Raw genomic sequence first — 13,897 nt, forward strand, 5'->3', positions numbered from 1 at the left:
TGGGGTGGATAATAATAGTGTACCAATGATTTACTACCATTAGGTATTACACTACAAGTTCAAATAAGCTTTTAGCGCAAGCGCCGTGTATGCGGCTCCACAGTGTGTGGAACAAGAGATCTCTTAGGAGATCTCTTTGTATTTTGTCCAATTATTTTGCGACAATTTAACTTTTATTGGTTTAATATTACCACAATGGGCATCGAATAGCAATGTTTTACAATGTGTATAAACTACAAAATATAAAAGACTGACTGATACCACATAAGTATATCAGTCAGTCTTTTTGTTTTCTTCATCAAAACGGCGGCGGAATATGCGAATGATGCGCAGTATGTCCTTCTGCTCGTCCAAAGTCATGGAGGACAGCTGTGCGTCGATTTTCCGTTTGATCTCATTGGTTTCCGGTTGTTTCTGCGGGACTTCCTCGACCGAGCCGATCAGTTCATAAAACGATATGTCCAACGCAGTGGCGATACGGTTCAGCGTTTCAATCGTCGGATTGCGCAGACCGCGTTCGATTTGTCCCAAGTGTGCAGCGTTCAGACCTGCTTTGAAAGATAATTCTTCCAAGCTGATGCCCTGTGCGTTGCGGAAAGTCCGGATTCGTTTGCCGATTGCAGCCGAAATATCAGTCATTGGCAACACCTCTCATACCATCATAGAGGTAGTTGTTCCAATCGGCAAATTGATATATACACTGATAAATAGTGGTTGTTATATCATTTACAAATGAGGCTGGAAATGATATACTGTGCATAAGAAAGAAAGGGGGGAGAGGATCGCGTGAAGTGTCCAAAGTGCGGTTCGGAAAATACGCAGTATGTGGCTGTTCATCATTCTGGCAGCAGCGGATCGTTTACAGATGCCTGCTGCGGTATGATGATTTTCGGGCCGATCGGCATATTGTGCGGCCTGTGCGGAGCAAGTCCGGGATTTACCGATGATTACTGGGTGTGCCATTCCTGCGGTAAAAAGTTTCAAGCGGGGACTGCGAAAGCAGCGGAAAAGGCTCGGCAGGAGAAAATTCAACAAGAACTTAATGCAAAAGCCAGGCGAAAAGCATTGCTGTCGGCAGCGAATCCAGTAATACTCCAGAATATCGACAACGAAGTGATAGAAGCTGAAAACCGCTATAAGGCTTTGAAAGCTCGCCTGAAAGCGGATAAGCAGGCATTTTTGCAAGAGTACCCGGCGTGTAAGGTACAGAATACATTCCGGATGATTGGGAGAGGAATCATCATTGCATTGATGGGCTTTATAGCATTTCTGGCTATTGATATGGACGAACTGATTACGATAATTATCTGGTTTCTTGCTGCAATGGTGATTGGAGTAATGTGCATGATGCCGCCGTATTACATAAAGCTATCACCAGCCTTAACCGAGTTAAACGAAGCAGTCGAAAATGCAAAGAAATATCAAGAGTATTTGAGTAAACTGAAAAAGGCTCGTGATGAAGAAAACGGTGTATGAATGGCTGATGGCAGTCGGCCATCGAGCAGGCTGTCATCAACGCGCAGACAGGAGCTTTTACTGGAAAGGCAGGAAGTTTCCGCTGTGTGCCCGATGCACAGGCGTTCTGGTGGGATATATTCTTGCTGTGCCGATATATGCGGTCTGCAGAAAGAGCATGAGCGTGTACGCCGTCTGCTGTATTCCGCTGGCGATAGATGGTTTAACGCAACTGTTGGAGTGGCAGGTATCTACCAATCGCAGGAGATTTGCTACAGGCGTTTTAGCGGGATATGGTATAGGCTCTATGGCGATTATGCTGCTGTTGTTCGTAAAAAAATTAATACTAAGGAGTTGGTAAAAGATGTTCTGTCCAAATTGCGGTACGGAAATTAAGGAGAAGAAAACATTTTGTCCGAAATGCGGCTCTCCGCTGGGCGTAGAGGCAGTTCAAGAGGACACAAAGACGGTGGAAGCTGCTGCAAGCACAGAAAACGTTCATGAGAATGTAATACCACCACAGGGAGCGCCAGTACCATCGAAAAAGGGCGGTAAAAAGAAGTTTATCATCGGCGGTATTGTGGCGGTTGTACTGATTTTGATTGCAGTGATGATTGGTACGTCTGGTGGTAATACAGGCTCGACCAGCACGGACACTTATATCGAAACCGTACAAAATGGCTATCTCGGCGAATTTACCGATATGACGGTGCAGAAATTGCTCAGCAGCTACTATGAAGATCTGCTGGGGTGCACAGCCGAGTGGGACGGCGGAGAGAACGATGATGGTCAGCAGATTGTTGAAGTAAAATATACAGATGAAACTGTGGGCGACACAACGATTCAGTTCAAAATGCTGGACGAGCAGGTGTTCAAAATTTCTGCTTTTCATGATCCCAATACAGAGATTGAAAAGGCAAGCGACCTTGCGGCAGAGTTAAACAGTCTATACTTTATGGCTTACACCACAAAGCATGAAACAGAACTCGACAGCGCAGAGAAGATGAAAGTCTTTATTGATCAGCTGGATCAGATCTCCGGTTCTGCAGTGTTGTATGGTGCGGCAGCAAACTATACGGGTGATCGCGCACAGCTTTGCACGCTGTTTGGTGAGGACACACTGGAAACCTCGGTTTCGTGGGTACTGGATGCGTATGGCTATCTGGATATGAACGACTATGCACAGCAGGACACTGCTGATACGACAGCAGTAGAACCGGCATCGACTGCGGATGCTTCGTCGGCTGATTACATTTTTCCGAGTGATCGGCAGTACATCACCGAGGACGATATGGCAGGCTGGAATCAAAAGACGGCGCTGCTGGCCCGCAATGAGATTTATGCTCGACATGGTTATGTGTTCAAGACGCAGGAAATCCAGAATTACTTTGCGGCTAAATCGTGGTATACGCCAAATTCGTCCTATGATGGAAGCGATTTGAGTGATGTAGAAAAGGCGAATGTCGATACTATTTCTGCATATGAGCAGAAGATGGGCTGGACAGAGCAGGATGTTGCTCCTGCAAAGTTGGCACAAGGCGCAGTCAGCAGCTATGTGGAGAGCCAAGGCGATTACTGTACGGGTTTTGATTATGTTGAACCGTATGCAGAGAACGAATATCTGGTCTGTGCAAAGATTGGTGAGTATGAATGGGAAGCCGAATATATTGTAGAGGTCAACGGATCCAACGCATGGGTGATCGGCCGTCTGGACGGCGGTGTGTTTAGACCGGTATAAAAGTCAAAAGCCCGAGCGGGAAACCGCTCGGGCTGACAGCAACGTGACAGCAATCACGATAAAAACAACCGAAACTGTATGTGCTATATGTACTCAAAAAACGGGATGATGAACTGAATAAGACGGAATAACACAGAAAAAGATGCAAAAAATCAAAACTTTGCTTTTCAAATCTCTCTGTCTCCGCCATGAAAGCTGCACTTTTTATTGCGAAAAGTGCAGCTTTTCTGCATTTATAGATGGAAAATAATAACTTTTAGAACGACTTAATTTTTCTTGACAGCAATCGTGACAGCATTTGTTGTAAAACACCAAAAACATAGCATGGCTTTTATGAAAAAGATGAAACTTCAAAAACTTCGTAAAAAACAGTTGACAGCTGCGTGCTTATCGCGCTACAATAACATCGTCAGATAACGAGGACGTACTCGTAAAATAACGAGGACGTACACGTTAACCAATAAAGCACTGTTATGCCAATGAAAGTGAGGTGTCGTTCGGCATGGGAGTTACCATGAAGGAAATCGCCGAGCGCGCCGGCGTTCATCCGTCAACGGTCGATAAGGTCGTACATCACCGTGTAGGTGTCAGCGATGAGGTTCGCGCAAGAGTGCAGGCCATTATTAACGAGCTAGGCTATACGCCCAATCCGAGCGGCCGTGTGCTGCAGCGTCAAGGCAAGGTGTACCGCATTTCTGCCATTCTGGTGCAGGTGGATGCACTGCCGTACCTGAAAAAAGGTATCGAACGCGGTGTAAAAGAGCAGACTGGTTTCGATATTGAAGTCAGCTATGCAGTTACCGGGTTCCAGGAAGCCAAGAGGCAGAGCGAGTATATCGACAAGGCCATTAACGAGCAGTCCGACGGCATCATCCTCAGTCCGATCAACGCAGATTGTGTGCGTCGAGCGATTAACCGGGCGGCTGATGCAGGTATTCCTGTTATCACCACCGATTCGGATATCGCCGGTTCGCGCCGTACCTGCTGTGTCAGCATTGACAGCGCAAGAGCCAGCCGCATTGCCGGTCGGCTGATGGGGCAGTTTCTGAACGGAAACGGCAAGATTGCCATCATTTCGAGTGCGATTGAGACAGAAAACAACAACTACTATGTGCAGATGCGTGAACAGGGATTTGCGGATTTTCTGAAAGTGGAGTATCCGCAGATTGAGATCGTATCGCGCGTGGAGAGCTTCGAAAATCCGCAGATTACCTATGAAAAAACGGTGCAGCTGTTAGCAGAACAGCCGAATCTGCGCGGAATTTACATTACCTGCGGCGGCGTAGCACAGGTCGGCAGAGCGCTGATCGAAACCGGTCGTGCGAACGACGTTCGTGTGCTTTGCTACGAGGATTATCCCGAAATCGTAGAGCTGATGCGACAGGGCGTTGTAGATTGGACACTCGGCGGTGAAAAAGACGAGCAGGGCGCGCTTCCGGTCAAGCTGATCATGGATCAGCTCGTATTCGGTAGAAAACCCGTGATCGACCGTATTTTTACCGACATCCGTATTCTGGTCAAGGAATGTTTTTCATAAAAATATTTGCGAATCCCGCAGATATTTTTTTGTAGAGATTTACGAGTACGTCCTCGTAAATCGAAAAATCGGCTGATACAGCGATAAAAACATAAAATCCCGTCAAAAGATATTTGCTAAATAACAGCAGATATTTTTTATAGAGAATTACGAGTACGTACTCGTAAAGAAAAAATTGCATAAATGAGAAGAAATGACATACTTGAGGAGGAAATATCATGGAAGAACTGAAAATCGGTCTGGTAGGCACGGGCGCAATCGGCCGCACGCACATTGAGCGCATCAACAACACCCTGCAGGGTGCAAAGGTAGTCGGCTGCGCGGACGCAAATGTTGATTTCTGCAAGTCGGTTGCCGAGAAGTACGGCATCAAGGCTTGGGAGAGTGGCGAGGAGATGATCGCTTCGGACGAAATCGACGCCGTTGTTGTTACCACGCTCGATCCGTTTCACGAGCAGTACGTCATGGCGGCAATCAAGGCCGGCAAGTATGTATTCTGCGAGAAGCCGCTGGCTCCTGAGGCTGATGCCTGCAAGCGCATCGTTGAGGCCGAGATGACAGCCGGCAAGCAGCTGGTTCAGGTTGGCTTCATGCGCCGCTATGATCCGGGTTACGGCCAGCTGAAGAAAGCTATCGACTCCGGCAAGTACGGTCTGCCGCTCATGCTGCACTGCGTACACCGCAACTACGATGCACCGGGCTTCACCACCTCGATGCCGGTCGAGAACTCCATGATTCACGAAATCGACGTGCTCCGCTGGCTGCTTGGTGAGAACTACAAGACTGCCGAGGTCGTATTCCCCAAGACCACCCGCAACGCGGAAGGCGAGCTGCGCGACCCGCAGATCATGTATCTGACCACCGAATCCGGCGTGCGTATTGATGTAGAATCCTTCGTAAACTGCCGCTACGGCTATGACGTCCGCTGCGAGGTCGTCTGCGAGGAGGGCTGCATCAACCTGCCCGAGCCGGCAAACGCAATGATCCGCACCAACGATTCCCGCGTAACGCCCATCTGCCACGACTGGTCTGAGCGCTTCCCGGAAGCGTACAATATCGAATTCCAGTCCTGGATCAACGCCTGCAAGGAAGGCCGCGTAGACGGTCCGTCCGCGTGGGACGGATATACCGCACAGGTAACTGCAAAGGCCGCTTCCAAGGCGCGTGACACGCAGACCGTTGTTGAAATCAAGTATGACGCAATGCCGGACTTCTATAAGAAATAACTTATCTTCTCTTTTTATTTTCTACTTCTCTTTCGCGTGCCGCGGTGCATCGGACGCCGCGGCACGAGCGAAGAACACTCTGAAAGGATATGCAAAATGAGATTCTGCTTAAATACCGACTGTCTCGGCTACATGCCGTTTGAGGAAATGCTGGACACCGTTGCCGCTCTCGGCTACGAGTCCATCGAGATTGCCTGCGGCAACTGGTCCAAGGCACCGCACATTGATCTGGATGCCATGCTGGCAAGCGAGGAGACCCGCAAGAACTACATGGACGCGATTGCAAAGCGCGGTCTGGTGCTCGAAGTGCTCAACTGCTCGGGCAATCAGCTTGCGCCGAACGAGGAGGGCAAACAGCATCAGGAGGTCGTGGAAAAGACCTTCAAGCTGGCCGGTCTGCTCGGCGTCAAGAAAATCGTTATGATGAGCGGCTGCCCGGGCGGTTCGGCGGAGGATCACACCCCGAACTGGATCGTAACGAGCTGGCCGCCGATCACCACCAAGATTCTCAACTGGCAGTGGGAAGAGGTGCTCATTCCGTACTGGAAGAAAACCGTCGAGTTGGCAAAGACCAACGGCATCGAGAAGATCGCACTCGAGAATCACGGCTGTCAGATGGTCTACAATCCGGAAACGCTCATTCGTCTGCGTGACGCAGTCGGCCCGATGGTCGGCATGAACCTAGATCCGAGCCATCTGATGTGGATGGGCGGCGATCCGGTCGCCGCAGTACACAAGCTGGGCGCGGACCGCATTTACCATGTACACGCCAAGGACGTCCGCATCGAACGCAACTATATCGGTCCGGACGGCGTACTCGACACTAAGACCATCGACCAGTTTGCAAAGCGCACATGGAACTATGTTGCACTCGGTCACGGCCATGATGTCAGCTGGTGGAAGGAATTCCTGTCCTGCCTGAGCATGGAGGGCTATGACGGCCCGATCAGCCAGGAGATGGAGGATCTGACCATGCCGGCACTGACCGGACTGAAAAAGTCCACCACCGTACTCAAGGAAGCAATGCCCTGCGATCTGTAAAAAGTAACGCTTCGGCGCTATTGAATAAAAAAGAGAGACCCCTGAAGAGAAAAACGAGAGGAAAGAAAGGACAATTATCATGAAAAAGAGACTGTTAGCGATGACTCTGGCAAGCGCACTGTGTGCAGGTATGCTGGCGGGCTGCGGCGGCGGCACCTCTGCGAGCGACAACGGCGGCTCTTCCGCAGACAGCGGCAGCAGCGACGCTTACAACATCTCGGTTATCGTAAAGCTGACCGACGGCCACTTCAACAAGGTTATGGCAGGTGCAAAGGCATACGCCGATGAGCACGACAACGTAAACGTAGATATCCAGTCTCCGACGTCGGCAACGTCCTACGATGAGCAGGTCAACATGATCGAGACCTCGCTCGGCAACCCGAGCATTGACGCGCTGGTACTGGCTCCGCTGCAGTCGAATTCTGCTTCCACGCTGGTTGCGAATACCGATAAGGTTGTAATCGCACTCGATACTGACTTTACCTCGGACAAGAAGCTCGCGTTTGTCGGCACCGGCAACAAGGACGCAGCCAAGAGCGGCGGCACGGCAGCCGTAGAAGCCGCCAAGGCGAACGGTGTTGACAAGCCGACTGTCCTTATCGTTACCGGCGTACAGGGCGACGAGACGCACGAAGCACGTCTGGCCGGCTACAAGGAAGGCGTTGAGGAAGCCGGCGGCGAGGTCATTGAGGTGCAGTACTGCGACGGTCTGGCTGAGAAGGCTGCAACCGCAATGGAATCCGTTATGCAGATGTATCCGGACGGCATTGATGTTGTTCTTTCCTCCAACGATGACATGGCAATGAGCGTTGTTAAGATCATCAAGGACTCCGGCAACGCCAAGTATGCTGACACCATCGTCTGCGGCTTTGACGGCAATACCTCCGCTATCTCCGCCATCAAGGACGGTACGCTCGGCATGGATATCGCGCAGCTCGGCTATGACATGGGCTATAAGGCAGTGGAAGCTGCGGTAAAGGCTCTGGAAGGCGAACAGGTTGATTCCTTTATTGATTCCGGTTCCAAGGTCGTTGACTCCACCAACTGCGATGAGTACATCGACGACATGAAGGCTAAGGGTCTGTGGGAGTAATTCACAGACCGGCTGCACGCTGCTAAATCTCTTTTTCCTTTGGAAAAACGGTCGGATCTGACGCTCCAACGTTCCCAATCGTACCGCTTCGGGCGGCGGTATTTGCCCAAGGGTGATAATGCTGAAACACACAGCGCACGGAACGAAGGTTCTGTGCGCTGTTTCGGTTCTTTGCTTGCAAAGCGGACATAAACAAAAAGTATCCACAGCCTGTGGATACTTTTGCGGCCGCACATCATATTATAAAAAGGAATCAGCCGGCCGGCTGATTCCTTTTTGCTCAATATCCCGTTTTAAGCAGTTTTCGTGCAGCCGCAAACGCTCTTTCCTCGCCTTCGTCGCGCAGAATACGCAGCAGGGATTCCAGCGCGGCGGCGGTATCCGGATGGATGATATAGTGATCGACCGAATGTGCATAGTAATCATACGGATCGCTGTTGCGGTAGGCAGCACCGCGATAGGTCTTGCTGGCGGCTACGCGGTCGCAGAACATCTCTATTACATATTGAATGGGCATTTTCATGCCGCACATACCGGAGCCGTCGGCGGCGTAGTCGATCCAGTACTCCAGATGATGCTTATTCCGGCCCTTATGATGCAGCCATGCTGCGCTGTAGCCCTTTTCGCGGCGTTCGATCTCGTTCGGGCTGCGGTTGCCCTGATAATATTTTGCACCGGCGGAAAACTCCACCGGACTGAACTTGCTCAAATCGTGCGTCAGTCCCTGCCAGTATAATCCAACGCGCCAGCAGTGTCGGAGAACCAGAAAACGATGGTGCTGCACCGTGCGCAGATGTGAAAGCCATTTCATGGCATGCGCCCTCCTTTTTTCGGACTGATAGTATTCTACCATGCTGTGCGGAAAAAGAAAAGCAAAAAACAAGGTGCAATGTGTGTCACAGGGAACTCGCGCTTTACGTTTTTTGCGCATTGTGATAAACTATAGCAGTTCAGACAGATACTGCAGCGGGTGCATGCATACAGCACACAAATACCATTATCAATTTCATTTGCCATGCGGCAGCATGCCCGCGTAAAATTTCCGCGCTCTTCCTGTGCGGTGCACGCTGCTTTCATTGTGCGGTGTTGCCTTATATGAATGGAAAAAGAAAAATTCCGTGCATATGGGAAAATATATAGAATCGGATGAATTTGTTTACATACTATCAGGAGAAAAAGAGGAAACTATGAAGGCATACAAGCGGTTGATCGCCGGAACGGCGGCTGCAGTCATGCTGGCGCTGACATGCGGCGGCTGCGGTGCGGAAAAGGAGCCGGTGACGATCACAATCTGGAACTACTATAACGGTGAGCAGCTCGAAGCATTCAACCGGATGGTGCAGAATTTCAACGATACGGTCGGCAAAGAGCAGGGGATCACGGTGGAAAGCGCCAGTCAGGGCAGTGTAAATGATCTGGAGACTAACGTGCTGAACGCCGCGGAAGGCAAGGTCGGTGCGGAAGAACTGCCGAATATCTTCTCCGGCTATGCGGATACTGCGTATGCGCTCGATCAGCAGGGCATGGTCGTGGACCTGAACGACTACCTGACCGAAAGCGAAAAAAGCGAGTACATCGAAGGCTATCTCACCGAGGGCGACTTTGACGGTGATGGCAGCATCAAGATTTTCCCGACCGCAAAGGCTACCGAGGTGCTCTATCTGAACGATACCGACTGGCAGGCGTTTTCGCAGGCGACCGGCACGACCTATGACGATCTTGCGACGGTTGAGGGATTGACCGCAGCAGCCGAGAAATACTATAACTGGACGGACGCACAGACCGAGGCGACGGATGATGGCCGTGCTCTGTTTGGCAGAGATGCGATGGCAAATTATCTGCTCATCGGTGCAAAGGAGCTTGGCTGCACGATTTTTGACGTGAAGAACGGCAAAATGACGCTTGATTTTGATAAAAATGTTATCCGTAAGCTGTGGGACAACTACTATGTGCCGTTTATCAAGGGATATTTTGAGGCAAACGGCCATTTCCGCAGCGATGACATCAAAACCGGTACGATCCTGTCCTATGTCGGCTCCAGCTCGAGCGCGACCTTCTTTCCGGACAGCGTAATGACCAGTGATGACGACAGCCATTCGATCAAGCTGAAAGTGCTGCCGAATCCGCATTTTGCGGGCTGTGAACCGGTTTCCGTGCAGCAGGGTGCGGGCATGGTTGTCACCAAGGGCGATGAGGCGGAGATCAAGGCGAGCGTAACCTTCCTCAAGTATTTCACCGCACCGGAGAACAACATTCAGTTCTCGATCGGCTCGGGTTATCTGCCGGTCACCCGGGAAGCGAATAAAGAAGAAATGCTGGCTGACAGCGAGGTTGCTATGACACCCGAGGTCAAGTCCGTTCTGCAGATGGCGGTCAAGACGGTAAACGAGAATAAGCTGTACACCACCCGTGCCTTCGAGGGCAGCAAGGACGCGCGCAAGGTGCTGGAATACGCGATGAGTGATCTTGCTGTGGCAGACCGCGACACGGTGGAGCAGCGTATTGCAGCCGGGCAGAGCGCGGAGCAGGCCGAGGCGGAATTCCTGACAGATGCATATTTTGACAGCTGGTATCGGGATACGCTGGCGCAGCTTCAGGCATACGAAGGATAAGAGAAACAGCTCGAGAGATCAGGTTTGAACAGGCGGTGCGGTATGAAGGCTTGCAGTAAGCCAACAGAAAAACGGGAAAGATCAGTCTTTTCCACTATATTTATATCGGTACTGGTCATTCTGGCGGTCGAGGTCACACTGCTGATCGGCTCCATCGCGGTAAGCCGCGTGCCGCAGCAGCTGGACCGGAATGCGGAGGACATTTTAGCCAAACAGGTTGAGAACCGCAGCAGATATCTGGAGGATTTTCTCGTGCAGGCGCAGAATCTCGGCGATATGCCGAATCGGATCAACGAGAAGACCGAAGCGCTGCTGACCTCCGGTCAAATCTCAAAGGATACGCTGGGACAGAGCAGCGCTTCGAGCGAGCCGCTGCTTGAAGCGATTGCGGATGATTTGGTGACGCAGCTGCGCAGCTCGTCGGTGACGGGCGTATTCGTGGTGCTCAATACATGCGATCTGGATGCCCGCAAGACCAATGGGCGTCTGCCGGGCATTTATCTGCGCGATCTGGACCCGGATGCGGCGGCTTCCGAGCGCAACGAGGATCTGATGCTGTCGTTTGCACCGGCAGGAATCGTGAAGTCCATGCGTATTTCGACGGACTCCTGCTGGCAGCCCGCGTTGGACTATGAAGAGCTTGATGATTTTGTGTATCAGCCGTTCATGACCGCCTATCAGGACGGCGGCAAGCTGCTGATGGCGCAGTACGGCCGCTGGACGACCTCGCCGTATGTTTTGCCGGGAGACAAGCGGGAAGCAATCGCGTACGCGCAGCCGCTCATCCTGCCGGACGGCACGGTGTACGGCGTTGTCGGCGTGGAGCTGCTGTGCAGCTATCTGGAGGAGCAGCTGCCGCTGACCGAGCTGCAGAATGACGGTACCGGCGCATACCTGCTCGCCGTAATGACTGATGAAAAGCCGGTCGGCAGCATTCCGCTGCAGCCGGTGACGTTTTCTACGCAGGATCATTCGCTGAAAAGCGCGCAGAGCATTGTCATGCGGAACAACGGTGCTGCCGGCACCATTGTCATCAATAAGACAAAATACTTCGCTTGTGCGGAACCGCTGACGCTGTACAACCGCAATGCACCATTTTCGGATGAGCACTGGCTGCTGCTCGGCATGGTGCCCAACAGCACGCTGTATAAAATCTCCAACGATATGCAGAGTCTGCTGCTGGTGGCAGTCGTGCTGACGCTGGCCGTCGGTCTGGTATGCAGTTATCTGGTCAGCCGTGGACTGGCGCATCCGATCCGGCAGCTGTCCGACGAGATAGCCGCTATAAAGGATAAGAGAACGGAGATCCCAAAGCTCTCGCGCACCGGCATCCGCGAGTTAGACGGCTTTTCCACCGCAATCACCCAGCTCAGTCAGGATATTCTGGATACCTCCACGAAATTCCTGCGTATTATGGACATGGCAAGTATTGAACTCGGCGGCTATGAAATGCGTGAGGACAGCGATAAAGTATTCGTGACCGACAACTTTTTCTCCATGCTCGGCATGCAGGACATCGACCCGAATGATGTGACACGGGAGCAGTTTGAGATGCTGATGGAGAATCTGGTGCTGCAGAATGAGAGCTTCAGTCTGCAGGACGGCGGCTGTGTGTTCACCATTCCGCAAAAGGACGGCAGTGAGCGGTTTGTCATGCTGCGCATCACTGGCGAGGATGAGGTGCAGGTCGGTCTGGTCGAGGATGTGACTGCGACAACACTTGAGCGCCGCCGCATCGAGCATGAGCGCGATTACGATGTGCTGACCGGTCTGTACAACCGCCGGGCCTTTGATGCACGGGCGAAAAAACTGTTCCGTATGCCGGAAAAGCTGGGGCATGCTGCGCTGCTGATGATGGATATGGATAACCTCAAGCATATCAACGACACGTTCGGCCATGACTGGGGCGACCGATATATCAATCTGGCGGGTCAGTGCTTTGCACAGACGCTGCCCCAGAATACCATTTGCGCCCGTATGTCGGGAGATGAATTCATTGTGCTGTTCTATGGCTACGATGGACGGGACGAAATCCGTCAGGTGCTGAACAGGCTTTCCGAAGCAATGAAGGAGCGCACGGCGCTTCTGCCGAACGGCGACACTATGCGCATCAGCATTTCCGGCGGTATCGCGTGGTATCCGGAGAACGGCAGGGATCTGGCTACGCTCAAAAAGTATGCGGATTTTGCCATGTATCAGGTGAAGCATGAGTCCAAGGGCGAAATGGGTGAATTTGATATCGGTGCCTATAATCAGGAGGTCTATGCAGCACAGCTGCGCAGGGAATTCCTGCAGATGCTGCGTGAGAGCAGTGCAGGCTACCATTTTCAGCCGATCTTCTCAGCGCATACCGGCAGGGTAGAGGCGTATGAGGCGCTGATGCGTGTGAAAATGCCGCTTCTGAGTTCGCCGCTGACCGTGATGAAGCTGGCGCGTGAGATGGACAAGCTGTACGAGGTTGAGCGGCTGACCGCCTTCAAGGCGGCATCCACGTTTGTGATGATGCAGAACAGGGGGCGACTGCATAGGAACACTAAGCTGTTTCTCAACTCGATTGCCAGCAGCAGCCTGACGGATGAGGATGTTGCGGAATTCAAGGCACAGTTTGCCGAGCTGCTGAATAATCTGGTCATCGAGATCACTGAAGAAGAGGAGATCGACCGCGAGGCGCTGGAGCGCAAGCGCAGAGCACTGGGCGATCAGGGCGCGCTCGCGCTGGATGACTGGGGCAGCGGCTACAGCAACAGCAACAGTCTGCTCGAGCTGTCGCCGGACTATATCAAGGTGGATATCAACATCATCTGCGATATCGACACCGATGCGGATAAGCAGCAGCTGGTCAAGGATATTGTGGAATACGCACACGGACGCGGCATGAAGATCGTTGCCGAGGGCATCGAGACCGAAGCTGAGCTGCGCAAGGTTATTGAGTTGGGCGTTGATCTGCTGCAGGGATATTTTCTGGCGAAGCCGGCGGCGTCTCCGAGTGAGATCGCGCCGCAGGCGCTGAGCGTGATTCGGTGGATGAATCGGTGAGCGGGAGAAGCTGCGGTTTCCATCCGCAATTCCCGATGATGCAACCGGAACGAAAAAAACTTTACAATATGAAAAGTTCCCTCTTGACAAAAGAGCCGATATAGGATAGAATAATCACGTTCGATGTAAAGGTAAAACACTTTACACTTCGCAGGGAGG

Annotated in this window: 11 protein-coding genes; 9 read left to right on the top strand and 2 right to left on the bottom strand. The window is 51.9% G+C overall.

What is annotated here, in order from left to right; translation table 11 throughout:
* Window positions 1-273: 273 nt before the first annotated feature.
* A complete protein-coding gene (locus tag PG722_RS07660; protein WP_118361098.1) occupies window positions 274-639 on the bottom strand; it encodes a helix-turn-helix domain-containing protein in 366 nt (121 codons plus the stop codon).
* A 186-nt stretch (window positions 640-825) separates the two neighbouring features.
* On the opposite strand from PG722_RS07660, the gene PG722_RS07665 reads away from it, so the two are divergent.
* From PG722_RS07665 to PG722_RS07690, 7 genes are all read left to right on the top strand, one after another.
* Window positions 826-1,476, top strand: coding sequence for a hypothetical protein (locus PG722_RS07665; protein ID WP_270580179.1), 651 nt, complete (start codon window positions 826-828; stop codon window positions 1,474-1,476).
* 7 nt (window positions 1,477-1,483) lie between these two features.
* A complete protein-coding gene (locus tag PG722_RS14190; RefSeq protein WP_442867838.1) occupies window positions 1,484-1,816 on the top strand; it encodes a DUF2085 domain-containing protein in 333 nt (110 codons plus the stop codon).
* 3 nt (window positions 1,817-1,819) lie between these two features.
* The gene (locus PG722_RS07670; RefSeq protein ID WP_270580180.1) at window positions 1,820-3,193 is read left to right on the top strand and encodes a YARHG domain-containing protein; all 1,374 of its coding nucleotides are present in this window, start codon (window positions 1,820-1,822) and stop codon (window positions 3,191-3,193) included.
* A 502-nt stretch (window positions 3,194-3,695) separates the two neighbouring features.
* The gene (locus PG722_RS07675) at window positions 3,696-4,730 is read left to right on the top strand and encodes a LacI family DNA-binding transcriptional regulator (RefSeq protein ID WP_118361088.1); all 1,035 of its coding nucleotides are present in this window, start codon (window positions 3,696-3,698) and stop codon (window positions 4,728-4,730) included.
* A 218-nt stretch (window positions 4,731-4,948) separates the two neighbouring features.
* Window positions 4,949-5,956 carry a Gfo/Idh/MocA family protein gene (locus PG722_RS07680; protein ID WP_270580182.1) on the top strand — a complete coding sequence of 336 codons (1,008 nt, stop codon included), beginning with the start codon at window positions 4,949-4,951 and terminating at the stop codon, window positions 5,954-5,956.
* A gap of 96 nt (window positions 5,957-6,052) precedes the next feature.
* Window positions 6,053-6,997 (top strand): sugar phosphate isomerase/epimerase family protein, encoded by a 945-nt coding sequence (locus tag PG722_RS07685; protein ID WP_270580184.1) that lies wholly within the window; start codon window positions 6,053-6,055, stop codon window positions 6,995-6,997.
* 79 nt (window positions 6,998-7,076) lie between these two features.
* Window positions 7,077-8,090, top strand: a complete 1,014-nt coding sequence (locus tag PG722_RS07690; protein ID WP_270555064.1) for a sugar ABC transporter substrate-binding protein — start codon at window positions 7,077-7,079, stop codon at window positions 8,088-8,090.
* Window positions 8,091-8,370: 280 nt separating this feature from the next.
* Here PG722_RS07690 and PG722_RS07695 read toward each other — a convergent pair whose 3' ends face one another.
* Window positions 8,371-8,901 (bottom strand): DUF5662 family protein, encoded by a 531-nt coding sequence (locus PG722_RS07695; protein WP_270385167.1) that lies wholly within the window; start codon window positions 8,899-8,901, stop codon window positions 8,371-8,373.
* Window positions 8,902-9,277: 376 nt separating this feature from the next.
* On the opposite strand from PG722_RS07695, the gene PG722_RS07700 reads away from it, so the two are divergent.
* Together PG722_RS07700 and PG722_RS07705 are read left to right on the top strand one after the other, a co-directional pair.
* Entirely contained in the window at window positions 9,278-10,702 is a 1,425-nt protein-coding gene (locus PG722_RS07700; RefSeq protein ID WP_270580186.1) for an extracellular solute-binding protein, read from the top strand.
* 42 nt (window positions 10,703-10,744) lie between these two features.
* Entirely contained in the window at window positions 10,745-13,738 is a 2,994-nt protein-coding gene (locus tag PG722_RS07705) for an EAL domain-containing protein (protein ID WP_270580188.1), read from the top strand.
* The last annotated feature ends 159 nt before the right edge of the window (window positions 13,739-13,897 follow it).

The organism is Butyricicoccus sp. OF27-2pH9A, from assembly GCF_027693185.1.
Taxonomy (GTDB): domain Bacteria; phylum Bacillota; class Clostridia; order Oscillospirales; family Butyricicoccaceae; genus Agathobaculum; species Agathobaculum butyriciproducens.

What these genes read in the sequence shown, in the direction of transcription:
- PG722_RS07690 (WP_270555064.1), top strand. Translation starts at nt 7,077, where the DNA reads ATGAAAAAGAGACTGTTAGCGATGACTCTGGCAAGCGCACTGTGTGCA.
- PG722_RS07685 (WP_270580184.1), top strand. Translation starts at nt 6,053, where the DNA reads ATGAGATTCTGCTTAAATACCGACTGTCTCGGCTACATGCCGTTTGAG.
- PG722_RS07680 (WP_270580182.1), top strand. Translation starts at nt 4,949, where the DNA reads ATGGAAGAACTGAAAATCGGTCTGGTAGGCACGGGCGCAATCGGCCGC.
- PG722_RS14190 (WP_442867838.1), top strand. Translation starts at nt 1,484, where the DNA reads ATGGCAGTCGGCCATCGAGCAGGCTGTCATCAACGCGCAGACAGGAGC.
- PG722_RS07675 (WP_118361088.1), top strand. Translation starts at nt 3,696, where the DNA reads ATGGGAGTTACCATGAAGGAAATCGCCGAGCGCGCCGGCGTTCATCCG.
- PG722_RS07670 (WP_270580180.1), top strand. Translation starts at nt 1,820, where the DNA reads ATGTTCTGTCCAAATTGCGGTACGGAAATTAAGGAGAAGAAAACATTT.
- PG722_RS07705 (WP_270580188.1), top strand. Translation starts at nt 10,745, where the DNA reads ATGAAGGCTTGCAGTAAGCCAACAGAAAAACGGGAAAGATCAGTCTTT.
- PG722_RS07700 (WP_270580186.1), top strand. Translation starts at nt 9,278, where the DNA reads ATGAAGGCATACAAGCGGTTGATCGCCGGAACGGCGGCTGCAGTCATG.
- PG722_RS07695 (WP_270385167.1), bottom strand. Translation starts at nt 8,901, where the DNA reads ATGAAATGGCTTTCACATCTGCGCACGGTGCAGCACCATCGTTTTCTG.
- PG722_RS07660 (WP_118361098.1), bottom strand. Translation starts at nt 639, where the DNA reads ATGACTGATATTTCGGCTGCAATCGGCAAACGAATCCGGACTTTCCGC.